General features: G+C 55.7%; 22 protein-coding genes. 15 read left to right on the plus strand and 7 right to left on the minus strand.

The annotated features are described in order from the left end of the window. The first annotated feature begins 56 nt into the window (after positions 1 to 56). The 4 genes from araG (at position 57) to otsA (ending at position 4,927) form a co-directional block, all read left to right on the plus strand. On the plus strand, positions 57 to 1,571 hold the full coding sequence (gene araG / locus ABLV75_RS24110; RefSeq protein ID WP_004103427.1) for an L-arabinose ABC transporter ATP-binding protein AraG: 1,515 nt from the start codon (positions 57 to 59) through the stop codon (positions 1,569 to 1,571). 14 nt (positions 1,572 to 1,585) lie between these two features. Then, entirely contained in the window at positions 1,586 to 2,566 is a 981-nt protein-coding gene (gene araH / locus ABLV75_RS24115) for an L-arabinose ABC transporter permease AraH (RefSeq protein ID WP_004103425.1), read from the plus strand. A 158-nt stretch (positions 2,567 to 2,724) separates the two neighbouring features. Beyond that, positions 2,725 to 3,528, plus strand: coding sequence for a trehalose-phosphatase (otsB, locus tag ABLV75_RS24120; protein ID WP_004103423.1), 804 nt, complete (start codon positions 2,725 to 2,727; stop codon positions 3,526 to 3,528). Next, on the plus strand, positions 3,503 to 4,927 hold the full coding sequence (otsA, locus tag ABLV75_RS24125) for an alpha,alpha-trehalose-phosphate synthase (protein WP_004103421.1): 1,425 nt from the start codon (positions 3,503 to 3,505) through the stop codon (positions 4,925 to 4,927). Before otsB ends, otsA begins: the two co-directional genes overlap by 26 nt. Before the next feature lie 28 nt (positions 4,928 to 4,955). Here the strand turns inward: otsA and uspC are convergent, their stop codons facing one another. Continuing rightward, positions 4,956 to 5,384, minus strand: coding sequence for a universal stress protein UspC (gene uspC, locus ABLV75_RS24130; RefSeq protein ID WP_004103417.1), 429 nt, complete (start codon positions 5,382 to 5,384; stop codon positions 4,956 to 4,958). A 365-nt stretch (positions 5,385 to 5,749) separates the two neighbouring features. Between uspC and ABLV75_RS24135 the strand changes: the two genes are divergently transcribed. Further along, entirely contained in the window at positions 5,750 to 7,333 is a 1,584-nt protein-coding gene (locus ABLV75_RS24135; RefSeq protein WP_004103413.1) for an MFS transporter, read from the plus strand. A gap of 4 nt (positions 7,334 to 7,337) precedes the next feature. Continuing rightward, positions 7,338 to 8,477: a glycoside hydrolase family 88 protein gene (locus tag ABLV75_RS24140; RefSeq protein ID WP_004103411.1), complete on the plus strand. Its 1,140-nt coding sequence runs from the start codon at positions 7,338 to 7,340 to the stop codon at positions 8,475 to 8,477. Between the two features lie 76 nt (positions 8,478 to 8,553). Here ABLV75_RS24140 and argS read toward each other — a convergent pair whose 3' ends face one another. Next, entirely contained in the window at positions 8,554 to 10,287 is a 1,734-nt protein-coding gene (argS, locus tag ABLV75_RS24145) for an arginine--tRNA ligase (protein ID WP_004103410.1), read from the minus strand. A 229-nt stretch (positions 10,288 to 10,516) separates the two neighbouring features. Here argS and ABLV75_RS24150 point away from each other — a divergent pair, with 229 nt between their 5' ends. Continuing rightward, entirely contained in the window at positions 10,517 to 11,086 is a 570-nt protein-coding gene (locus ABLV75_RS24150) for a VOC family protein (protein ID WP_004103409.1), read from the plus strand. Between the two features lie 76 nt (positions 11,087 to 11,162). Continuing rightward, on the plus strand, positions 11,163 to 11,906 hold the full coding sequence (gene cutC / locus ABLV75_RS24155; RefSeq protein ID WP_004103408.1) for a copper homeostasis protein CutC: 744 nt from the start codon (positions 11,163 to 11,165) through the stop codon (positions 11,904 to 11,906). Positions 11,907 to 12,204: 298 nt separating this feature from the next. On the opposite strand, the gene cmoB is transcribed toward cutC, so the two are convergent. From cmoB to ABLV75_RS24180, 5 genes are read right to left on the minus strand one after another with little or no spacing between them, the layout of a single operon-like run. After that, positions 12,205 to 13,227 carry a tRNA 5-methoxyuridine(34)/uridine 5-oxyacetic acid(34) synthase CmoB gene (gene cmoB, locus ABLV75_RS24160; RefSeq protein WP_016808312.1) on the minus strand — a complete coding sequence of 341 codons (1,023 nt, stop codon included), beginning with the start codon at positions 13,225 to 13,227 and terminating at the stop codon, positions 12,205 to 12,207. Next, positions 13,224 to 13,967 (minus strand): carboxy-S-adenosyl-L-methionine synthase CmoA, encoded by a 744-nt coding sequence (gene cmoA / locus ABLV75_RS24165; RefSeq protein WP_004103405.1) that lies wholly within the window; start codon positions 13,965 to 13,967, stop codon positions 13,224 to 13,226. Before cmoA ends, cmoB begins: the two co-directional genes overlap by 4 nt. Before the next feature lie 39 nt (positions 13,968 to 14,006). Continuing rightward, positions 14,007 to 14,402 (minus strand): MAPEG family protein, encoded by a 396-nt coding sequence (locus ABLV75_RS24170; RefSeq protein ID WP_004103403.1) that lies wholly within the window; start codon positions 14,400 to 14,402, stop codon positions 14,007 to 14,009. Between the two features lie 53 nt (positions 14,403 to 14,455). Continuing rightward, positions 14,456 to 15,274 (minus strand): DUF72 domain-containing protein, encoded by an 819-nt coding sequence (locus tag ABLV75_RS24175; RefSeq protein WP_004103402.1) that lies wholly within the window; start codon positions 15,272 to 15,274, stop codon positions 14,456 to 14,458. Then, complete coding sequence (locus ABLV75_RS24180) at positions 15,271 to 15,837, minus strand: hydrolase (protein ID WP_004103401.1); 567 nt, start codon at positions 15,835 to 15,837, stop codon at positions 15,271 to 15,273. Before ABLV75_RS24180 ends, ABLV75_RS24175 begins: the two co-directional genes overlap by 4 nt. Positions 15,838 to 16,106: 269 nt before the next feature. On the opposite strand from ABLV75_RS24180, the gene aspS reads away from it, so the two are divergent. The 7 genes from aspS to ruvB all read left to right on the plus strand — a co-directional run bounded on the left by aspS (position 16,107) and on the right by ruvB (position 22,435). Further along, the gene (gene aspS, locus ABLV75_RS24185; protein WP_004103400.1) at positions 16,107 to 17,894 is read left to right on the plus strand and encodes an aspartate--tRNA ligase; all 1,788 of its coding nucleotides are present in this window, start codon (positions 16,107 to 16,109) and stop codon (positions 17,892 to 17,894) included. Position 17,895: 1 nt separating this feature from the next. Next, positions 17,896 to 18,339, plus strand: a complete 444-nt coding sequence (nudB, locus tag ABLV75_RS24190) for a dihydroneopterin triphosphate diphosphatase (RefSeq protein ID WP_004103398.1) — start codon at positions 17,896 to 17,898, stop codon at positions 18,337 to 18,339. 149 nt (positions 18,340 to 18,488) lie between these two features. Continuing rightward, positions 18,489 to 19,229 carry a YebC/PmpR family DNA-binding transcriptional regulator gene (locus ABLV75_RS24195; RefSeq protein WP_004103396.1) on the plus strand — a complete coding sequence of 247 codons (741 nt, stop codon included), beginning with the start codon at positions 18,489 to 18,491 and terminating at the stop codon, positions 19,227 to 19,229. Positions 19,230 to 19,383: 154 nt separating this feature from the next. Further along, the gene (ruvC, locus tag ABLV75_RS24200) at positions 19,384 to 19,905 is read left to right on the plus strand and encodes a crossover junction endodeoxyribonuclease RuvC (protein ID WP_004103394.1); all 522 of its coding nucleotides are present in this window, start codon (positions 19,384 to 19,386) and stop codon (positions 19,903 to 19,905) included. Positions 19,906 to 20,018: 113 nt separating this feature from the next. Beyond that, positions 20,019 to 20,681, plus strand: a complete 663-nt coding sequence (locus ABLV75_RS24205) for a hypothetical protein (RefSeq protein ID WP_004103392.1) — start codon at positions 20,019 to 20,021, stop codon at positions 20,679 to 20,681. 123 nt (positions 20,682 to 20,804) lie between these two features. Next, complete coding sequence (gene ruvA, locus ABLV75_RS24210; RefSeq protein ID WP_004103390.1) at positions 20,805 to 21,416, plus strand: Holliday junction branch migration protein RuvA; 612 nt, start codon at positions 20,805 to 20,807, stop codon at positions 21,414 to 21,416. Positions 21,417 to 21,424: 8 nt separating this feature from the next. After that, positions 21,425 to 22,435 (plus strand): Holliday junction branch migration DNA helicase RuvB, encoded by a 1,011-nt coding sequence (ruvB, locus tag ABLV75_RS24215; RefSeq protein ID WP_004103386.1) that lies wholly within the window; start codon positions 21,425 to 21,427, stop codon positions 22,433 to 22,435. Position 22,436 lies beyond the last annotated feature (1 nt).

Consider the following 22,436-nt stretch of genomic DNA (forward strand, 5'->3'; position numbering starts at 1 on the left):
GTTGACCGGGCCTCTTGCCTTGAGCGAGAGGCCCTGTACAGAAAAGCGGAGTCGTTATGCAACAGTCTACCCCTTATCTCTCATTCCACGGCATCACCATGACATTCCCGGGCGTTAAAGCGCTGTCCGATATTAGCTTTGACTGCTATGCCGGACAGGTCCACGCCCTGATGGGAGAAAACGGCGCCGGGAAATCCACGTTGCTCAAAATCCTCAGCGGCAACTACGTACCCACTGCCGGCAGCCTACAGATCCAAGGCCAGCAGATGACCTTTACCCACACCACCGAGGCGCTGAACGCCGGGGTGGCGATTATCTATCAGGAGCTGCATCTGATCCCGGAAATGACCGTGGCGGAAAATATCTACCTCGGCCAATTGCCGCACAAGGGCGGGATTGTGAATCGGTCGCTGCTGAATTATGAAGCCGGCCTGCAGCTGCAGCATCTGGGGCTGGATATCGACCCGGAAACGCCGTTGAAGTATTTGTCGATTGGCCAGTGGCAGATGGTGGAGATCGCCAAGGCGCTGGCGCGGAACGCCAAAATCATCGCTTTTGACGAGCCCACCAGCTCACTGTCGGCCAGGGAAATCGACAATCTGTTTCGGGTCATCCGCGAGCTGCGCCAGGAAGGGCGGGTGATCATTTACGTTTCCCACCGGATGGAAGAGATCTTTGCGTTAAGTGACGCCATCACGGTCTTCAAAGATGGTCGCTACGTGCGCACCTTTGACAATATGCAAGAGGTTAACCACGACGCTCTGGTACAGGCGATGGTCGGTCGCGAGCTGGGCGATATCTACGGCTGGCAGCCCCGTGAATATGGCAAAGAGCGTTTGCGCCTCGATCGGGTGAAGGCGCCTGGCGTACGGCAACCCGTTAGCCTTTCGGTGCGTAGCGGAGAAATCGTCGGCCTGTTTGGGCTGGTTGGCGCCGGACGCAGCGAACTGATGAAAGGCCTGTTCGGCGGCAGCAGAATAACCGCCGGTCAGGTTTATATCGACGGCGAGGCCATTGATATCCGCAAGCCGGCTCAGGCGATTCAGGCCGGGATGATGCTCTGCCCGGAAGACCGCAAAGCAGAGGGGATTATTCCGGTTCACTCGGTTCGCGACAACATCAATATCAGCGCCCGCCGCAAGCACATTCTCGCGGGCTGCGTCATCAATAACGCCTGGGAAGCGCAGAACGCCGACCAGCATATTAAATCGTTGAATATCAAAACGCCCGGCGCAGAGCAGCTGATTATGAATCTCTCCGGTGGCAATCAGCAAAAGGCGATTCTCGGCCGCTGGCTGTCGGAGGAGATGAAAGTCATCCTGCTTGACGAGCCCACGCGCGGCATTGATGTGGGCGCTAAGCATGAGATCTATAACGTTATTTACGCATTAGCGGCATCGGGCGTCGCGGTGGTCTTTGCCTCCAGCGATTTACCGGAAGTTCTCGGCGTAGCCGATCGCATCGTGGTGATGCGCGAGGGTGAGATTGCCGGAGAGCTGCTGCATGAACATGCCAATGAACAGCAGGCATTGAGCCTTGCCATGCCAAAAGTGAGCCAGGCAGTCGCCTGAGTAAGGAGTCTATGATGTCATCAGTTACCACTTCAGGTACTTCCCGGTCGGCTTTTAGTTTCTCCCGTATCTGGGATCAGTTCGGCATGCTGGTCGTTTTCGCGGTGCTGTTTATTGGCTGCGTAATTTTTGTGCCCAATTTTGCCTCGTTTATTAATATGAAAGGTCTGGGGTTGGCTATTTCTATGTCCGGAATGGTCGCCTGTGGGATGCTGTTTTGCCTGGCGTCCGGCGATTTCGATCTGTCGGTCGCCTCGGTTATTGCCTGCGCCGGCGTGACCACGGCGGTGGTGATTAATCTGACTGAAAGCATGTGGGTTGGCATTGGCGCCGGTCTGCTGCTTGGCGCTGTGAGCGGCCTGGTCAACGGTTTTGTCATTGCCCGCTTAAAGATTAATGCTCTGATTACCACCCTCGCCACGATGCAGATCGTCCGCGGTCTTGCCTATATCATCTCCGACGGTAAAGCGGTAGGGATTGAAGATGAGCGCTTTTTTACCCTCGGCTATGCCAACTGGTTTGGTCTGCCTGCGCCTATCTGGTTAACCGTTGCCTGCCTGATTGTATTCGGTCTGCTGCTGAATAAAACCACCTTTGGCCGAAACACGCTGGCGATAGGGGGTAATGAAGAAGCGGCTCGTCTGGCCGGCGTTCCGGTGGTGCGGACGAAAATTATTATTTTCGTCCTTTCAGGGCTGGTTTCCGCAGCAGCGGGCATTATCCTGGCATCCCGTATGACCAGCGGTCAGCCGATGACGTCCATTGGCTATGAGCTGATTGTCATTTCGGCCTGCGTGCTCGGGGGCGTATCGCTGAAGGGCGGGATCGGCAAGATCTCCTACGTGGTAGCCGGGATCCTGATTCTGGGAACGGTGGAGAATGCGATGAACCTGCTGAACATTTCGCCGTTCTCGCAGTACGTTGTGCGCGGCGTGATTTTGCTGGCTGCGGTGATCTTCGACCGCTATAAACAGAAAGCGAAGCGAGCGGTTTAATTCGTCCAACTTTTCAGTTTAATCCTAAACCCTCGCCAGCGCCCGTTGCGCTGGCGATGACTATCAAAAATGGCGATGCTGGTCACACTGTCTATACTTACATGGCTACAATAATTTAACACCCAGCATGTTGCTGGCCATGATAAGGAGGAAACAGGGTGGCTGACCAGATTTATGTACCGCCTGCGTTAACCGGAAACTACGCTTTTTTCTTTGACCTCGATGGTACCCTTGCCGGTATCAAATCCCATCCCGATCAGGTGGTCATCCCAACCGATGTTCTGCAGTCGCTGCGCCAGCTTGTGCAGCAGCAAAACGGCGCGGTGGCATTGATTTCAGGGCGCTCAATGGTTGAGCTGGATGAGCTTACCCGTCCTTACCGGCTACCGCTTGCCGGTGTCCACGGGGCTGAACGCCGTGACATCAATGGTAAAACGCATATTGTCTCTTTACCGGATTCACTTCTGAAGGCGCTCTCTGCGCAGTTGACGACGGAACTGGATGCTTTGCCGGGATGCGAACTGGAAAGTAAGGGGATGGCTTTTGCTTTGCACTATCGACAGGCGCCGGAGCAGCAGCAAGCGGTGCTGGCGCTGGCGCAATCTATCGTCCAGCGCCATCCCATTCTGGCCCTGCAGCCGGGTAAGTGCGTGGTGGAGATCAAACCGCGTGGAGTGAATAAAGGTGAAGCGATAGCCGCTTTTATGCAGGAAGCTCCATTCAAAGGACGCAAGCCGGTGTTTGTTGGTGATGACTTAACCGATGAAGCTGGTTTTAGCGTTGTGAATCAATTGAATGGCGTATCGGTCAAAGTGGGCGGCGGCGAAACGCAAGCGCGTTGGCGTTTGCCTGACGTGCCCGCCGTTCATCTTTGGATTAGTAACATCGCGAATCATGGGCAACAACCAGATGCGCTAACCGACAGGAGAGATGGCTATGAGTCGCTTAGTCGTAGTATCTAATCGTATTGCCCCGCCGGATGACAAAAAGGCCAGCGCCGGTGGCCTTGCCGTGGGGATTATGGGGGCATTAAAAGCAGCCGGAGGTTTGTGGTTCGGCTGGAGTGGGGAAATCGGTGACGACCAACAGCCGTTAAAAAAAGTGACTCAGGGCAATATCACCTGGGCCTCTTTCAATCTTAGCGAGCAGGATCACGACGAATATTACAACCGCTTTTCCAATGCCGTTTTATGGCCCGCATTCCATTATCGTCTTGACCTGGTTGATTTTCAGCGTGAAGCCTGGGAGGGCTATCAGCGCGTTAATGCGACCCTGGCGGATAAACTGCTGCCGCTGATTGAACCTGACGATATCGTCTGGATCCACGATTATCACCTGCTGCCGTTGGCCAGCGAACTGCGCCAGCGCGGCGTCAATAATCGTATCGGCTTCTTTTTGCATATTCCGTTCCCGACGCCGGAAGTGTTTAATGCGTTACCGCCGCATGCGGAACTGCTTGAACAGCTTTGCGATTACGATTTACTGGGTTTCCAGACCGAAAGCGACCGACTGGCGTTTCTGGATTGCGTATCGATGCAAACCCGCCTGACGACGCGCGACGGTAAAAAGCATGTGGCCTGGGGAAAACCTTTCCAGACCGAAGTCTATCCGATCGGTATCGATCCGGAAGAGATTGCGCGCAGCGCAAAAGGGCCGCTGCCGCCGAAGCTGGCGCAGCTGAAGAGCGAGCTCAAAAGCGTCCAAAATATCTTTTCCGTTGAACGGCTGGACTATTCGAAGGGGCTGCCGGAGCGTTTTCTCGCTTATGAAGCTCTGCTGGAGAACTATCCGCAGCATCACGGCAAGATTCGCTATACCCAGATTGCGCCGACTTCACGCGGGGACGTTCAGGCCTATCAGGATATTCGTCATCAGCTGGAAAACGCAGCCGGCCGTATCAATGGCCAGTATGGCCAGCTGGGCTGGACGCCGCTTTACTACCTTAACCAGCACTTTGAACGCAAGCTGCTGATGAAAATCTTCCGCTACTCCGACGTTGGTCTGGTTACCCCGCTGCGCGATGGTATGAACCTGGTGGCGAAAGAGTATGTTGCCGCGCAGGACCCGCAAAATCCGGGCGTGCTGGTGCTGTCGCAGTTTGCCGGCGCGGCCAACGAGCTCCCGACGGCCTTAATCGTTAATCCTTACGATCGCGATGAGGTCGCTGCGGCGCTGGATAAGGCATTAACCATGCCTCTGGCCGAGCGTATTGCCCGCCATTCGGCCATGCTGGCGGTGATTAAGGAAAACGATATTCATCGCTGGCAGGAGCGGTTTATTGCCGATCTAAAGGAGATTGAGCCAGGGAGCGAGGAGAGCCACTTAGAGCGCAAGGTCGCCACTTTCCCTAAACTCGCCTGAGGCCAAGACGGTTAGCGCCTCCCCGGCGCTAGCCTTTTTCCAGACAAACCAGCAGTACATCGACGCCGCTGCTGCCAACAATATCTTTTGCCGAACAGGTGGCGCGAGAAAACAGACTCTGGTTGTGGTTACCGCAAATCACCAGGTCAACGCGATGCTGTCGGCAAAAATCCTGCACGTGGTGAGCAATTCCGCCGCTGGCAATGGTCATTTTCTCTATAGGATAGTCGGCGTGGCGGGCCAGCTCGGCCAGAAATCCGCGCGTCTCCTCCTGCATCACTTCGCGTAAGTTTTCCATCATGGGCGCCGCAAACTGATTATACAGCTCCGGATCCGTCGCCAGCGTAATCAGGCTGACTTTTGCATTGACCGGACGTGCGATGGAGACGGCTTTTTGAATGAGGACCCGGCTTTCCGGGGTTGGCGCCACGGCGACCAGCAGATGTGAGTAGGGCATCAAGCCTCCTTGATATACGCGAAACAACCCTTTTCTTATTGTCTTTACTCCCATTCCTTAGCATTCGCAAGGTTTATCCGCAGCGAAATACATCGCCCAAATTTCATTCCACGACGCGCCGTTTCGGTGGCCACATCTCAGTTTTTGGTCCGATCTTTTGTATTAAAAGAAACGATGTTTTATAAATCAGTGAAGCGTGTTCATCGACTCTTTGTGTTTTTGCCAGTGAACGCTTTTGGCTGGCAAAAATGAAAAGGTAACGCCGTTCCCATGTTCTTACTGTAGCCATGTATCAACCCCCTTTTGGCGGAATGGGCCAAAAAGCGGTTCGGAGTTCTCAAAAAAAAGACACAGGATTTACGGCGATGAAAACACGTAAAATCGGTTTGGTTAACTACCTTGCCTATGGATCGGGCGATTTTCTTGGTGCGGGAACAACTGCACTCACGGCAGCCTGGCTGCTCTACTTCTACACCACCTTTTGCGGACTTTCGCCTATCGAGGCGACGCTCATTTTTGCCACTGCCAGAGTTCTGGATGCGGTAATCAGCCCGCTGATGGGCTTTCTGACGGATAACTTTGGCTCGACCTGGCTGGGAAAACGTTTTGGCAGGCGTAAGTTCTTTATCCTGCTCGGCATCCCTTGCGTGTTTAGCTACTCCATTATGTGGGTAGGGGATATGGGGTTCTGGTACTACCTGCTGACCTATCTGCTGTTTGACATCGTCTATACCATGATTCTGGTGCCGTATGAAACGCTGGTGCCGGAAATGACCGACGATTTTAAACAGAAAACCAAATTCTCCGGCGCGCGTATTTCTATGGCGCAGATGTCGGCGATCCTGGCTTCTTTCCTGCCGGGCATTCTGCTGACCATCTTCGGCAAAGACAACGCCGTCTCTTTCTTCTACGCCAGCCTGGTGTTCTCGGTGCTGTGCGCAATGATGTTAACTTTTGTCTGGTTCTTTACCTGGGAGCGCCCGCGTGAAGAGTGGACGGAGGCTGCGCTGCGCGCCGAAGAGGAGAAACAGAACCTGAGCTTGTCTCAGAGTCTTAATCGCCTGTTTATTGAATTAAGTTCGACCCTGCGCATTAAAATTTTCCGTCAGCATTTGGGGATGTATCTGGGGGGCTATATCGCCCAGGATGTCTTCAATGCGGTCTTTACTTACTATGTGGTGTTTGTCCTGATGCAGGAAGCCTCAATGGCCTCCAACCTGCTGGGGACCATGGCGATCTTCCAGTTTATTGCGGTTATTGCGATGATCCCGCTGTGTATTCGCTTCGGTCCGGCGCCATCGTACCGCATGGTGGTAGTGCTGTTCGGGCTGAGTTCGCTCTCTTACGCGGTACTGTACTACGCTGGCCTCAGCGATGTTTATTCGCTGCTGCTGCTGATTTCCGCAGTGGCGGGTCTGGGCCGCGGCGGCATCAACTATGTTCCGTGGAACACCTATACGTATATTGCCGACGTGGACGAAGTGATCACCGGCCAGCGTCGCGAAGGCATCTTTGCCGGGATTATGACTCTGACGCGTAAGGCTTCCCAGGCCGGGGCGGTGATGCTGGTAGGGATCATCATGCAGATGTCCGGCTTTGTCTCCGGGCAGAAAACGCAGCCTTATGAAGTGAGCCATACCATTCTGCTGATCCTCAGCGTCGGCACTTTGCTGGTGCTGGCCTGCGGCTTCCTCGTTTCCCTGCGCTTTAAACTCAATCTGCAAACCCACAGCGTCCTGCGTGCGGAAACGCTCAAAATGCGTGAATCCGGACGCGCTCAGCCGGAACTGGCCAGCGCCCAGGATCGTGAAGTAGTCGAGATGCTGGCCGGGATGCCGTACGACTCACTGTGGGGAAACAACAATATTGGTTATCTGAATCGTAATAAACCCGCCGCGCCATCGCTGAAACAGCGTTCTGCCATGAATTCGACATATAACAGAGGTTAAGGATATGAAAGTTTGGCCTGTCAAACATAGCCCACTACTGCGCCAGCCTGAGCGCTTTATCGCCCGCAATGAACTGCAGGCGCTGATTCAGAAGGTCACGCAAAATCTGGTCAACATTAAAGATGAAAGCGGGCAATTTTTACTGCGGCTGGACGACGGGCGCATCATTGATACGAAAGGGTGGAACGGCTGGGAGTGGACTCACGGCGTCGGCCTGTACGGCATCTGGCAGTATTACCAGCAGACCGGCGATATCGCGATGCGCGATATTATCGATGGCTGGTTTGCCGATCGCTTTGCCGAGGGGGCGACCACCAAAAACGTCAACACCATGGCGCCGTTTCTCACCCTCGCTTATCGCTATGAAGAGACGGGCAACGCCGCGTATCTGCCCTGGCTCGATAGCTGGGCCGAGTGGGCGATGAACGAGATGCCGCGCACGGAGTCTGGCGGCATGCAGCACATCACGCTGGCGGAAGAAAATCATCAGCAAATGTGGGACGACACGCTGATGATGACCGTTCTGCCGCTGGCGAAAATCGGTAAGCTGCTTAATCGCCCCGAATACGTAGAGGAGGCGGTGTATCAGTTTCTGCTGCACGTGCAGAATCTGATGGACCGCGAGACCGGTCTGTGGTTTCACGGCTGGAACTACGAGGGGCGACATAATTTCGCTCGCGCCCGCTGGGCGCGCGGCAATAGCTGGCTGACGATCGTGATCCCGGATTTCCTGGAGCTGGTGGATTTACCCGAACACAGCGCGGTGCGACGTTACCTGGTGCAGGTGTTGGATACGCAGATTGCGGCGCTGGCCCGCTGTCAGGACGATAGCGGCCTGTGGCATACGCTACTTGATGACCCTGACTCCTATCTGGAAGCGTCGGCGACCGCCGGTTTTGCGTATGGGATCCTCAAGGCGGTGCGCAAGCGCTACGTGAGTCAGGCGTATACGGAGGTTGCGGAAAAAGCGATTCGCGGCATTGTGGCGAATATCTCTGCGCAAGGGGAACTGCTGCAAACGTCCTTCGGTACCGGGATGGGGTCGGATCTCGATTTTTATCGCGACATCCCGCTGACGTCGATGCCGTATGGCCAGGCGATGGCGATCCTGTGTCTGACGGAGTATCTGCGGAAGTATTTTTGAATCAGGTGAGAACAGCCGGGTGTGGCGTCAGCCGCCGCCCGGCAAACCCGGCGTTAAGCCGGGTTCTTTCGACACATTACATCCGTTCTACGGTTTCGATACCCAGGGTATCAAGACCCAGCTTCAGCGTTTTCGCCGTCAGCAGAGCCAGTTTCAGGCGGCTGTTGCGCGTCTCTTCGCTTTCAGCGCTCAGGATCGGGCAGTGCTCGTAGAAACCGGAGAACAGACCCGCCAGATCGTACAGGTAAGAACACATAACGTGCGGCGTGCCTTCACGGGCAACGACCGTAAGGGTTTCTTCAAACTGCAGCAGACGGGCCGCCAGCTGGGCTTCGCGGTCTTCGATGATGACCACCGGCGCCGCCACCAGCGCGCTTTCATCAATATCCGCTTTGCGGAACACGGAGAGCACGCGGGTATAGGCATACTGCATATAAGGCGCTGTATTGCCCTCAAAGGCCAGCATGTTATCCCAGTCGAAGATATAGTCAGTGGTGCGGTTTTTTGACAAGTCGGCATACTTAACCGCGCCAATCCCGACCGCGTTCGCCAGTTTTTCCAGTTCATCGGCGGGCATATCCGGGTTTTTCTCCGCCACCAGACGGCGGGCGCGTTCCAGCGCTTCGTCCAGCAGGTCGGCGAGCTTCACGGTACCGCCGGCGCGGGTTTTGAACGGTTTGCCGTCCTTGCCGAGCATCATGCCGAACATGTGGTGCTCCAGCGGTACGGACTCCGGCACGTAGCCGGCTTTACGTACGATAGTCCACGCCTGCATCAGGTGCTGATGCTGGCGAGAGTCGATGTAGTAAAGCACGCGATCCGCATGCAGATTCTCGTAGCGGTATTTTGCGCAGGCGATATCGGTAGTGGTGTAAAGGTAGCCGCCATCCTTCTTCTGGATGATGACGCCCATCGGTTCACCTTCCTTGTTTTTGTACTCATCAAGGAATACCACCGTCGCGCCTTCGCTTTCTACCGCCAGCCCTTTGTCCTTCAGGTCGGCCACGATACCCGGCAGCATCGGGTTATAAAGGCTTTCGCCCATAACATCATCGCGGGTCAGGGTGACGTTCAGGCGGTTATAGGTTAACTGGTTTTGCGACATGGTGATGTCGACCAGCTTGCGCCACATTTCGCGGAAATATTCGTCGCCGCCCTGCAGCTTAACGACGTAGCTGCGCGCGCGCTCGGCGAAGGCTTCATCTTCATCGTAGTGTTTTTTCGCTTCACGATAGAAACCTTCGAGGTCGGCCAGCGCCATTTCACCGGCGTTCTCCTGCTGCTGTTTTTCCAGGTACGCGATAAGCATACCGAACTGGGTACCCCAGTCGCCCACGTGGTTAGCGCGGATCACTTTATGCCCGAGAAACTCCAGCGTACGCACCGCGGCATCGCCAATGATGGTGGAGCGCAGATGGCCTACGTGCATCTCTTTCGCCACGTTCGGCGCAGAGTAATCGACCACCACGGTTTGTGCCGGCGGCTGAGCCACGCCCAGACGTTCCGATTTCAGCGCGCTGCTGACATTTTCCGCGAGGAAGGCCGGATCGAGGAAAATATTAATAAAGCCAGGGCCGGCGATCTCTACCTTATTGGCAATCCCGCTCAGATCGAGATGAGACAGTACCTGCTCTGCAAGTTGTCGCGGCGCCATGCCCAGTTTTTTGGCAACGGCCATCACGCCGTTGGCCTGATAGTCGCCGAACTGGACTTTTGCTGACTGGCGGACCTGAGGTTCGCAATCGGCAGACGCGCCTGCTGCGATCAGGGCCTGACTGACTTTTTCTGAGAGAAGAGCCTGAATATTCACCGAAACACCTTACGTTAACACGCCGTCACCCTGATGGGGCGGCGCGGGAATGTGGACAAATTAGGGCAGGAGTATACTGCATTTGCACCCACGCGTCAGCACCGCACGGAGGTTGCTGAGCCTCGCGCTCAACGAATAACCGTTCGCCGGACGTCGCCGACGATTGCCGGTTGGTCGGATGCGGAAAACGCGATAGATTAGCGCTTTTTAGCGCATACCGAGGCTTACGATGGCGAACTGGCAGCAGATTAATGAATTAAACGATATTTCCGCGGACCTGCCGCGCTTTACCGAGGCGCTAAACGCGCTTGCTCATCGGCTTGGTCTCGATATTACGTCACTTGATGCCGACCATATTTCCCTGCGCTGTCACCAGAACGCCACGGCGGAGCGCTGGCGTCGCGGCTTTGAGCAATGCGGCACGCTGCTGTCGGAAAATGTCATTAACGGCCGCCCCATCTGCCTGTTCAGGCTGGATGAGCCAGCGATCGTGGCGCACTGGCGTTTTAGCATTGTTGAACTGCCGTGGCCGGGCGAAAAGCGCTATCCGCATGAAGGCTGGGAGCATATTGAAATCGTTCTGCCTGGCGAGCCCGAAACGCTCAATACCCGCGCCCTGGCGCTGCTTTCCGATGATGGATTGAGCCAACCGGGCATTTTTGTAAAGACCAGCGCGCCAAAAGGAGAGCATGAGCGCTTGCCGAATCCAACTCTGGCGGTTACCGATGGCAAAGTGACGATCAAATTTCACCCGTGGTCGATTGAGCAAATTGTCGCCAGCGAACAATCAGAACGATAACAGTGTGAAGCTACGCGGCGTCTGTCGGAAGAAATCGTGACATTCTGTCGTGTCTGCCATATCGACGGAGAGAAGAATGACCTTACTGGAAGTCTGTTGTTACAGCATGGAGTGCGCGCTGGAAGCCCAGCGCTGCGGCGCCGACCGCATCGAGCTATGCGCCGCGCCGCAGGAGGGAGGGCTGACGCCTTCCTCGGGCGTCCTTAAAACGGTGCGTGAGTCGGTGACCATCCCCGTTCATCCAATTATTCGTCCGCGCGGCGGTGACTTTTGCTATACCGCTGGCGAATTTGCCGCAATGCTTGATGATGTGGCTGCGGTGAGAGATCTCGGCTTTCCCGGCATGGTGATCGGCATCCTGGACGCCGACGGTCAGGTAGATAGGGCGCGAATGAAAAAAATAATGGCGGCGGCGGGAATGATGGCCGTCACCTTTCACCGTGCCTTTGATATGTGCGCCAACCCGCGCCAGGCCAGCGTTGAGCTGGCTGATCTCGGCGTTCAGCGGATCCTGACTTCGGGCCAGCAGCCATCAGCCGAAAAAGGAATTTCATTAATCAGGGAACTTATTTCCCAAAGCGACACTCCTATTATTATGGCCGGCGCAGGAGTGCGTGCCGCCAACCTGCCGCTGTTTTTGCAGGCTGGGGTAAAAGAGGTCCACAGCTCGGCAGGCCAGTGGCTACCGTCCCCGATGCGCTTTCGTAATCCCGGGTTGTCGATGTCTACGGATGCCGATGCTGATGAATACTTACGCTACGCCGTCAATGGCGAAGCGGTAGCGGAAATGAAGAAGATTATTTCCGCACAGAGAGATTAAAACCCTAAATAATTCGAGTTGCGAGAAGGCGGCGACGCAGGGAAACCCCAGGAGCTTACTCAAGTAAGTGACTGGGGTGAGCGACAAATCTGTCTGGAACAGATTTGAACGCCGTATCCCGGCGGCCCGTAAGGGCGAGGCTCATGGATGAGCCGAGTAACAAAGCCAGCGCACATGCAACTTGAAGTATGACGGGGATAAACCGTTTTTTGCTGCACATCATGTCGCCCAATATGATGATTGCCCGTACCAGGCCCCTGCCCATTAAACAGGGGCCTTTTTTTATGCTAAAAACGCGTCAACCGGCCCGCTTGTCGGCACGTTTTTTCGCTGCCAGAGACTGTTCCGTTTCCGGTTTGGTGGCAATAATCACCGCGCGCAGCGGGGCGGGATAGCCTTCGCGGGTTTTGCTACTGTCCTCTGGATCGAGGAAGTCGGCCAGCGACTCGGTGGTCATCCACTCGGTGCGGCGCTGCTCTTCGGTCGAGGTCACGCACGCATCGACGATGCGTACATCGACAAATCCGCACTTCTCCAGCCACTGCTTCAGCGCGGCGGCAGAGGGAATAAAGTAGACGTTGCGCATCTGCGCATAGCGATCGCCCGGCACCAGCACGGTATTTTCGTCGCCTTCAACGACCAGCGTCTCCAGCACCAGCTCGCCGCCGGGAACCAGCTGATCTTTTAGCTGCCAAAGGTGATCGAGCGGGGAACGACGATGGTACAGCACGCCCATCGAAAAAACGGTATCAAAGGCGTTCAGCGCCGGAAGCTGTTCAATTCCCAGCGGCAGCAGATGCGCCCGCTGGTCGTTGCCCAGCAGTTTACGTACGGCTTCAAACTGGCAAAGGAACAGTTGGGTGGGATCGATGCCTACCGCCAGATGAGCGCCGGCGCCAATCATCCGCCACATGTGATATCCGCTGCCGCAGCCGACATCAAGAATAGTCCGTCCGGTCAGGTCGGAAAGGTGCGGCAGTACGCGCTCCCACTTCCAGTCGGAACGCCATTCGGTATCGATATTCACGCCGTAAAGGGAGAAGGGCCCTTTACGCCAGGGCATCAGATTCTTCAGCAGGTTTTCAAGGCGCAGGCGCTGGCCTTCACCGAGCGGCGTTTCGCTCTCGGCGGTGACGCTATGCAGCAGGTCGAGGCGGTAGGGCGCAAACTCGGGCAGAAACTCGACGGCCCGTTCCCACTCCCGGTATTTGCCGTGCAGCGCTTCACGTTGCCAGGCCGCGACCTGAGCGGGTAGCGTCTCCAGCCAGTGTGACAGCGGGCTTTTGGCAATCAATTGATAAAAGTTGCTGAAATCAATCATGCCGGTTCCCCGGATTTTACGGCGATTAACGATCCGAAGTTAAAGCACTGGAACCACAATTCGGCATGTTCGAAACCGGCCTTGCGCAGGCGGGCTTTGTGGGTTTCCACGGAATCGGTGAGCATGACGTTTTCCAGCATGCTGCGCTTCTGGCTGATTTCCAGCTCGCTGTAGCCGTTGGCGCGCTTGAAGTCGTGATGCATGTTGAACAGAAGTTCGCCGACGTTGTCATCCTCGAAGCTGAATTTTTCTGATAGCACCAGCGCACCGCCCGGATTCAGCCCCTGATAAACCTTATCAAGAATGGCCTGGCGTTCGCCCGGCTCGAGAAACTGAATGGTGAAATTCAGCACCACCATCGAAGCATTTTCGATAGTGACGTGACGGATATCGCCTTCAATAACTTCGACCGGCGTCGGCGCTTTATAGGCGTCAATATGGCGACGGCAGCGTTCGACCATCGCCGGTGAGTTATCAACGGCGATAATTTTACAGCCGGCATGGGCAATGTTGCGGCGCACGGACAGCGTGGCTGCGCCAAGCGAGCAGCCGAGATCGTAAACCTGGGTATCCGGCTGAACGAAACGTTCCGCCAGCATGCCGATCATTGAAATAATGTTGGAATAGCCGGGAACAGAGCGCTGGATCATATCCGGGAAGACTTCAGCAACCCGTTCATCAAAGGTCCAGTCGCCGAGACTGGCAATCGGCGCGGAAAAAAGCGTATCGCGGTGAGACATAATGTTAAACCCGAAAAATCGAAAACGGCGTATTGTGCGCTAACGGACGGAGAAAACCAACTCCCAGGGCATATACCAGAAGTTCGCCAGCACCATCAGCAACAATGAACACCACGTCGCGCTCATGCCGGAGCGGCGCCAGCGATACAGGCGATGATGGAAACCATAAGAGTGCATCAGGCGCCCGACAATCAGCAAAATACCGCAGACGTGGACCATCCAGGTTTGCGCGCCGTTCATTTCCATAAACAGCAGCAGAATCAGGCCAATGGGAACGTATTCCACCGCGTTGCCGTGCACGCGAATAGCAACCTGCAGCTCGCTAAAACCACCGTCGCCGTAGCCAACGCGATATTGCGTCCTCAGGCGTACGACATCGTAAGAAAACTTTATTAGCAATAACGCACCTAAAACCGCATACAGCGCGCTGACCATACTCAAAACTCCCTTTTATTCCATCCGGTGGCTCAGTTGAGGATAGCAGGATATCAGAAAAGAGAGGTTTGCTGCGGAATTGACGGCGCATCACCTATTTCCGGTAGGGCGGCGCGCAGATCGCTCCACAGGATGTCGACCAGCTGCGGAGCCTGGGCGATATCCGGTGTGTGGAGGAACAGGTAGGGTGTTGTGGTTTGCACCCATTTTGGCAGCGTCCTTATCCACACGCTAAAAAGCTCGCGATTTTGCGCCATATCGTCGCTGCCAATAAAGCGCACCATCGGGTGCCGGGCCGTCACCAGCGCATGGACGGGGACTTTGGGCTTTTTGTTTTGTGCTTCGATCATTGCCTGACTGCGGGCGATGGCGCTGTGAACCGGACGGCTATCGAGGATAACGCGGTTGACGTTTCGCTGATGCAAGCCGCGATTAAGCTGCTGTTCCGCTTCCCCCTTGGCGAAAAATTCCGCATGCCTTACTTCGACGCCGTAGCTGAATTCACGCGGCAGACTATCAAGAAAGTGCCAGAGGGCGGGAAGGTCTCGGGGGCCAAACGTCGCCGGCAGCTGTAGCCAGTATTGGCCGATGCGCGAAGACAGCGGCGCCAGACGAGTAAAAAACTCCTGGCTTAAGTCGTCGCAGTTGCGCAGCGCCGCCTGGTGCGAAATGGTGGCCGGAAACTTGAAGCAGAAGCGAAAATCGTCGTGGGTCTGTTCATACCATCGGCTGACAATCTCCGCTTTTGGTAACGCGTACAGGGTGGTGTTGCCCTCCACGCAATTAAAGTGGCGGGCATACTCTTCAAGGCTGGTGATACCCAGGCGCACCCACTTCGGGTGCGCCCATTGGGGAAGCCCAATATAGATCATAAGGCGGCAAGTACCTCCTCGGTACTGCGCACGCGAGCAATACGCGGGAAGATGTGCGTCATGCTGCCCTGATGCTGTTCGGCCGACGCCGCGCTGCAGGCATCTTCAACCAGAATCAGATTAAATCCCAGCTCCCAGGCGTTGCGCGCCGTGGATTCGACGCCGATGTTGGTGGATATTCCGCACAGAATGATGGTGTCGATGCCGCGACGGCGAAGCTGCAGCTCGAGGTCAGTGCCGTAAAAAGCGCCCCACTGACGTTTAGTAACTTCGATATCGCTTTCCTGTTTTTCCAGCGCGAGCGGGTAGGTCCACCAGTTTTCCGGTAGCGTATGGGCGCCAGCCTCGGCATCGACCGGCTGTTTCAGCGCTTCGGCGAAATCCGCTGACCAGCCGACGCGAACCATCACTACGGGGGAGCCCTGCTGGCGACACTTTTTCGCCAGCTTCGCGGCCCGCTCAACCACTTCATCAGCGCGATGAGGGCCGCCGGCAAACGGTAAAATACCTTCCTGCAGGTCAATAATGACCAGCGCGGTGTTTTTTGCATTGAGTTCTAACATAATATCCCCGTATCTTCTCCAGGTGGTCAGGTCGCTACAATACCGTTGCCGATTCTGCCCAAGGGTAACAATTTTTGTTAATTTTTGTGAGTGCAGGCACTAAGCGCACAGCAAAGCAACGCTGCGCGCTGCGCCGGGCTTATCGTGCGGCATAATTTCCAGTATAATAGCCGCCTTTTTTCATTCAGTAGTGACATCAGCTAAAGCTGCGACCTCGTCGCCTGCAAGGCAGGCAACAATCCGCCTGCGGCTAAGTTAAGGGATATCTCATGCGTACAGAATATTGCGGACAGCTCGGTCTGTCCCACGTAGGGCAGCAAGTGACTCTGTGTGGTTGGGTCAACCGTCGTCGTGATCTTGGTAGCCTTATCTTTATTGATATGCGCGACCGCGAAGGCATCGTGCAGGTGTTTTTCGATCCGGATCGCGCGGATGCATTAAAGCTGGCCTCCGAACTGCGTAATGAGTTCTGCATTCAGGTCACCGGTACCGTGCGCGCGCGTGACGAAAAGAACGTCAATAATGATATGGCCACCGGCGCCATTGAAGTGCTGGCAACCGACCTGACGATCATCAACCGTGCTGAAGCGCTGCCGCTGGATTCCAACCACGTCAACACCGAAGAAGCGCGTCTGAAATACCGTTACCTGGACCTGCGTCGTCCGGAAATGGCGCAGCGCCTGAAAACCCGCGCGAAGATTACCAGCCTCGTTCGCCGTTTTATGGACGACCACGGTTTCCTCGATATCGAAACCCCGATGCTGACCAAAGCGACCCCGGAAGGCGCGCGCGACTATCTCGTGCCTTCTCGTGTGCATAAAGGCAAATTCTACGCGCTCCCGCAGTCTCCGCAGCTGTTTAAACAGCTGCTGATGATGTCCGGTTTTGACCGCTACTATCAGATTGTTAAATGCTTCCGCGACGAAGATCTGCGCGCTGACCGCCAGCCGGAATTCACCCAGATCGACGTCGAGACTTCCTTTATGACTGCCCCGCAGGTGCGCGAAGTGATGGAAGCGCTGGTGCGTAATCTGTGGCAGGAAGTGAAGGGCGTGGATCTGGGTGATTTTCCGATCATGACCTTTGCCGAAGCCGAGCGCCGCTATGGTTCTGACAAACCGGACCTGCGTAACCCGATGGAGCTGGTGGACGTCGCCGATCTGGTGAAAGCGGTGGAATTCGCCGTCTTTGCGGGCCCGGCTAACGACGCCAAAGGCCGCGTTGCCGCGCTGCGCGTGCCTGGCGGCGCTGCGCTGAGCCGTAAGCAAATCGACGAATACGGTAAGTTTGTCCAAATCTACGGTGCCAAAGGTCTGGCATACATTAAAGTCAACGAACGGGCTAAAGGCCTTGAAGGTATCAACAGCCCGGTGGCTAAATTCCTCAACGCCGACATCGTTGAAGCGATCCTTGAGCGCACCGGCGCGCAGGATGGCGATATGATCTTCTTCGGCGCGGATAACAAAAAAGTGGTTGCCGATGCGCTGGGCGCGCTGCGTCTGAAGCTGGGTAAAGATCTGAACCTGACCGATGAAGAGAAATGGGCGCCGCTGTGGGTGATCGACTTCCCGATGTTTGAAGACGACGGAGAAGGCGGCCTGACCGCGATGCACCATCCGTTTACCTCGCCGAAAGATATGACCGCCGCAGAGCTAAAAGCCGCGCCGGAAGATGCGGTAGCTAACGCTTACGACATGGTAATTAACGGCTATGAAGTTGGCGGCGGTTCCGTGCGTATTCACAGCGGTGAGATGCAGCAGACCGTATTCGGTATTCTGGGAATTAACGAGCAGGAGCAGCGCGAGAAGTTTGGCTTCCTGCTGGATGCGCTAAAATACGGTACTCCACCGCATGCGGGTCTGGCTTTTGGCCTTGACCGTTTGACCATGCTGCTGACCGGCACCGATAATATCCGTGACGTTATCGCCTTCCCGAAAACGACGGCGGCGGCCTGCCTGATGACCGAAGCCCCGAGCTTTGCAAATCCTGCATCGCTGAGCGAGCTCGGTATTCAGGTGGTGGCGAAAGAGGCAAAAGAGTCTCCGGAGAATAAGTAAGATGTCATTCAAGCTCCCCGTTTCCGTTCTGGTGGTGATTTATGCCGAAGATACGAAGCGGGTGCTGATGTTGCAGCGTCGCGACGATCCCGCCTTCTGGCAGTCGGTTACCGGCAGCCTGGAGGAGGGGGAAACCGCGCCGCAAGCTGCCGCGCGTGAAGTAATGGAAGAGGTCGCCATTGACGTTGCCTGCGAGCAGCTGGCTTTGGTTGATTGTCAGCGAACGGTAGAGTTCGAGATATTTTCTCATTTACGTCATCGCTATGCGCCGGGCGTTGAGCGCAATACGGAGTTTTGGTTCCGTCTTGCGCTCCCCCATGAACGCCAGATTGTCTTTACGGAACATCTGGACTATCGCTGGGTTGATGCGACGGAAGCCGCCACGTTGACCAAGTCCTGGAGCAACCGGCAGGCGATTGAAGAATTTGTAATTAACGCCAACTAATTTCCCCCAGAATTTTAGTTATCAGGAAGGCGGCCAGTTGGGATATCACCCGGAGCTTACTTGCGTAGGTAATGGGTGTGAAACAACGCAGCCAGTGCTCCTGAGAGCTAAAAGGCGCCGGGAAAAGGCTTTTTTGGAGATATTATTTTATGGCAGGTCATAGTAAATGGGCCAACACCAAACACCGCAAAGCGGCACAGGATGCCAAACGCGGTAAGATCTTTACGAAAATTATTCGCGAGCTGGTCACCGCGGCCCGTCTTGGCGGCGGCGATGCGGGCTCAAACCCGCGTCTGCGCGCAGCGATCGACAAAGCGCTGAGCAACAACATGACCCGTGACACCCTGAACCGCGCTATTGCCCGCGGCGTCGGCGGCGATGATGATGCGAACATGGAAACCATCATTTATGAAGGTTACGGTCCTGGCGGTACGGCGGTAATGGTTGAATGTCTGTCCGACAACCGCAACCGTACCGTTGCTGAAGTACGTCACGCGTTCAGCAAAACCGGCGGTAACCTGGGCACCGACGGCTCCGTTTCCTACCTGTTCAGCAAAAAAGGCGTCATCTCCTTCGAGCAAGGCGATGAAGATGCGATCATGGAAGCAGCGCTGGAAGCGGGCGCGGAAGACGTGGTGACCTATGACGACGGCGCAATTGACGTCTACACCGCCTGGGAAGAGATGGGTGCGGTACGCGATGCGCTGGAAGCTGCCGGTCTGAAAGCGGACGCCGCTGAAGTCTCCATGATCCCGTCAACCAAAGCGGATATGGACGCGGAAACTGCGCCGAAACTGCTGCGTCTGATCGATATGCTGGAAGATTGCGACGACGTGCAGGAAGTCTATCATAACGGCGAGATCTCTGATGAGGTCGCCGCAACCCTGTGATACCCGTACACTTTCAGCCCACAGCGGTGTTGGCGCTCCTCGCTTACCCCGGTCACGTAGTGAATCTACGCTCCCGGGGATGCGCTGCGTGGTCGCCTGGCTGTGAACTGAAATCGTTAGGGTCTCACGAGTTAGTTATGACCGGGGGCGCGTGATGGCTATTATTCTCGGTATTGACCCGGGGTCGCGCGTCACTGGTTATGGCGTTATCCGTCAGGTTGGACGCCAGCTGAGCTACCTCGGCAGCGGCTGTATACGCACGAAAGTGGATGATTTACCGTCCCGCCTGAAGCTTATCTATGCCGGTGTTACGGAAATTATCACCCAGTTCCAGCCGGACTACTTCGCCATCGAACAAGTTTTTATGGCCAAAAACGCCGACTCGGCGCTGAAGCTCGGCCAGGCGCGCGGAGTGGCCATCGTCGCGGCGACGAATCAGGACCTGCCGGTCTTTGAGTACGCCGCCAGGCAGGTGAAGCAGACCGTTGTCGGGATTGGCAGCGCGGAAAAGAGCCAGGTGCAGCATATGGTGCGCACGTTGCTCAAGCTTCCGGCCAACCCACAGGCGGATGCGGCGGATGCTTTAGCTATCGCCATCACTCATTGCCACGTCAGCCAGAACGTAGCTCAGATCAGTGAAAGTCGCCTGAACCTGGCGCGCGGACGCCTCCGCTAATCTACACCGCCCCGGCGCTTGTTGCCCGGGGCGTTTTACTTTCCTCACTGACATCGTTAACTAAAAAGAGTAAGGATGCAGATTATTCGGCATAGCGTTGGATAGTCAGTTGAATGATGAAAATCCGGGTGGTGAAATCTCTCTTTTTTATGCTGCTAATTATCGTCAGTGGATATTATTTACTGACCGAATATCAGTATTACCATCAGAGTTCGACGGTTTTCGGCACAGTCGTCAATACCCGCACTGTCAGCAGCGCAGAGCGGCGCCTGGCCGACGCCTGCACCACATTTCGCGGACGCGAAGATTGTTCCGCGCTCTTTGAGTATGATATTACCTGGCTGTCAGGCGGTCACTCCTACCGCTATCACGTTGCAAAGGCCTGGTCTCCGCCCGCAGACAGACTTTGTATGAATATCGTGCAGGGAAAACCCGCTATTGCCAAACCATGTGACGCTCTCTTTTTTAACGTCAGCCGGCTCCCGGGTCTGATAGCAATCTGGGTTATCGTGGCTTTTATTACTTTGACGCTATTTTTATACCGTAAGCGTTACGCTATTTCTCGTCAGTGGCCTGCGCAGACGCTTTATCGGATTTATCACCGCAGGCACAGGCTGATGCTGGAAACCCCGGATGAACAAGAAGCGCTAAAGTTCATCAACAGCGGTTATCGAATAAGCGAAACTTTCCACCATCAGAAAGTCGTTGGGTCGGGTCGTCAAAGACGCGTCATTCACTACATCATCTACCTTGTACGGGGTAAAAAGAGCGCATAAAAGCGCAAGCCAGGCTCGCGCCCCACCGATGTACGGGAATTACGTGTTTTTCATCTGGATATCTATCCAGCCTTTTTTTATGATACCGCATTAGACTTTCGGCCCTTAATCCAGGAGCTCCATGTGATAGGCAGACTCAGAGGCATTATTCTCGAAAAACAACCCCCGCTGGTTTTACTCGAAACGGGAGGCGTAGGCTATGAGGTTCATCTGCCGATGACCTGCTTCTATGAGCTGCCGGACGTGGGCAAAGAGGCGATCATTTTCACCCACTTTATCGTTCGTGAAGATGCGCAGCTGCTGTATGGCTTTAACAATAAGCAGGAGCGCACGCTGTTTAAAGAGCTGATTAAAACTAACGGCGTCGGTCCAAAACTGGCGCTGGCAATCCTTTCCGGCATGTCCGCGCAGCAGTTTGTCAATGCCGTTGAGCGTGAAGAGCTGGCGGCGCTGGTCAAACTGCCGGGGATCGGTAAGAAAACCGCGGAACGCCTGATTGTCGAGATGAAAGACCGCTTCAAAGGACTGCATGGCGATCTGTTCACTCCGGCAGCCGATCTGGTTCTGACGTCGCCGGCCGGGCCGTCTGACGATGATGCTGAACAGGAAGCGGTTGCTGCGCTGGTGGCGCTGGGCTATAAACCTCAGGAAGCCAGCCGGATGGTCAGCAAAATCGTGCGTCCGGATGCCAACAGTGAAACGCTAATTCGCGAAGCGCTCCGCGCCGCGTTGTGAGGTAAGGGATGATAGAAGCAGACAGGCTGGTATCGGCAGACAGCAGCGGCTTTGAAGAGGCGGCGGACCGCGCAATCCGCCCCAAACTGCTGGAAGAGTATGTAGGCCAGCCGCACGTCCGTTCGCAAATGGAGATCTTTATCCAGGCGGCGAAACTGCGCGGCGACGCGCTCGATCACCTGCTGATTTTTGGTCCTCCAGGGCTGGGAAAAACCACGCTGGCGAACATCGTCGCTAACGAAATGGGCGTTAACCTGCGCACGACCTCCGGCCCGGTGCTGGAGAAAGCGGGCGATCTGGCGGCGATGTTGACCAACCTTGAACCACACGACGTTCTGTTTATCGACGAGATTCATCGCCTTTCACCGGTTGTCGAAGAAGTCCTGTATCCGGCAATGGAAGATTACCAGCTGGATATCATGATTGGTGAAGGGCCTGCGGCGCGTTCAATCAAAATCGATCTTCCGCCGTTTACCCTGATTGGCGCGACCACTCGCGCCGGCTCGCTGACTTCGCCGCTGCGCGACCGCTTCGGTATCGTCCAGCGCCTGGAGTTCTACCAGATCCCTGACCTGCAGCATATCGTCAGCCGCAGCGCCCGCTATATGGGGCTGGAGATGAGCGAAGAGGGAGCGCTGGAAGTTGCACGTCGCGCGCGCGGTACGCCGCGAATCGCTAACCGCCTGCTGCGCAGGGTGCGCGATTTTGCCGAAGTCCGCTACGATGGACGTATCTCAGAGGATATTGCCGCTCAGGCGCTGGATATGCTCAACGTGGATGCCGAAGGATTTGACTATATGGACCGTAAGCTGCTGCTGGCGGTCATCGATAAATTCTTTGGCGGGCCGGTTGGGCTGGATAACCTGGCGGCGGCAATAGGTGAAGAGCGTGAAACCATCGAGGACGTGCTGGAACCGTATCTGATTCAGCAAGGTTTTCTACAACGCACCCCGCGCGGACGTATGGCGACGGTACGGGCCTGGACCCACTTTGGCATTACGCCGCCTGAAATGCCTTAAT

Source organism: Klebsiella sp. CN_Kp066 (genome assembly GCF_040065135.1).
In the GTDB taxonomy this organism is placed as follows: Bacteria; Pseudomonadota; Gammaproteobacteria; order Enterobacterales; family Enterobacteriaceae; genus Klebsiella; species Klebsiella oxytoca.

What these genes read in the sequence shown, in the direction of transcription:
- araG (WP_004103427.1), top strand. Translation starts at nt 57, where the DNA reads ATGCAACAGTCTACCCCTTATCTCTCATTCCACGGCATCACCATGACA.
- araH (WP_004103425.1), top strand. Translation starts at nt 1,586, where the DNA reads ATGTCATCAGTTACCACTTCAGGTACTTCCCGGTCGGCTTTTAGTTTC.
- otsA (WP_004103421.1), top strand. Translation starts at nt 3,503, where the DNA reads ATGAGTCGCTTAGTCGTAGTATCTAATCGTATTGCCCCGCCGGATGAC.
- uspC (WP_004103417.1), bottom strand. Translation starts at nt 5,384, where the DNA reads ATGCCCTACTCACATCTGCTGGTCGCCGTGGCGCCAACCCCGGAAAGC.
- ABLV75_RS24135 (WP_004103413.1), top strand. Translation starts at nt 5,750, where the DNA reads ATGAAAACACGTAAAATCGGTTTGGTTAACTACCTTGCCTATGGATCG.
- ABLV75_RS24140 (WP_004103411.1), top strand. Translation starts at nt 7,338, where the DNA reads ATGAAAGTTTGGCCTGTCAAACATAGCCCACTACTGCGCCAGCCTGAG.
- ABLV75_RS24150 (WP_004103409.1), top strand. Translation starts at nt 10,517, where the DNA reads ATGGCGAACTGGCAGCAGATTAATGAATTAAACGATATTTCCGCGGAC.
- cutC (WP_004103408.1), top strand. Translation starts at nt 11,163, where the DNA reads ATGACCTTACTGGAAGTCTGTTGTTACAGCATGGAGTGCGCGCTGGAA.
- cmoB (WP_016808312.1), bottom strand. Translation starts at nt 13,227, where the DNA reads ATGATTGATTTCAGCAACTTTTATCAATTGATTGCCAAAAGCCCGCTG.
- cmoA (WP_004103405.1), bottom strand. Translation starts at nt 13,967, where the DNA reads ATGTCTCACCGCGATACGCTTTTTTCCGCGCCGATTGCCAGTCTCGGC.
- ABLV75_RS24170 (WP_004103403.1), bottom strand. Translation starts at nt 14,402, where the DNA reads ATGGTCAGCGCGCTGTATGCGGTTTTAGGTGCGTTATTGCTAATAAAG.
- ABLV75_RS24175 (WP_004103402.1), bottom strand. Translation starts at nt 15,274, where the DNA reads ATGATCTATATTGGGCTTCCCCAATGGGCGCACCCGAAGTGGGTGCGC.
- ABLV75_RS24180 (WP_004103401.1), bottom strand. Translation starts at nt 15,837, where the DNA reads ATGTTAGAACTCAATGCAAAAAACACCGCGCTGGTCATTATTGACCTG.
- aspS (WP_004103400.1), top strand. Translation starts at nt 16,107, where the DNA reads ATGCGTACAGAATATTGCGGACAGCTCGGTCTGTCCCACGTAGGGCAG.
- nudB (WP_004103398.1), top strand. Translation starts at nt 17,896, where the DNA reads ATGTCATTCAAGCTCCCCGTTTCCGTTCTGGTGGTGATTTATGCCGAA.
- ABLV75_RS24195 (WP_004103396.1), top strand. Translation starts at nt 18,489, where the DNA reads ATGGCAGGTCATAGTAAATGGGCCAACACCAAACACCGCAAAGCGGCA.
- ruvC (WP_004103394.1), top strand. Translation starts at nt 19,384, where the DNA reads ATGGCTATTATTCTCGGTATTGACCCGGGGTCGCGCGTCACTGGTTAT.
- ABLV75_RS24205 (WP_004103392.1), top strand. Translation starts at nt 20,019, where the DNA reads ATGATGAAAATCCGGGTGGTGAAATCTCTCTTTTTTATGCTGCTAATT.
- ruvB (WP_004103386.1), top strand. Translation starts at nt 21,425, where the DNA reads ATGATAGAAGCAGACAGGCTGGTATCGGCAGACAGCAGCGGCTTTGAA.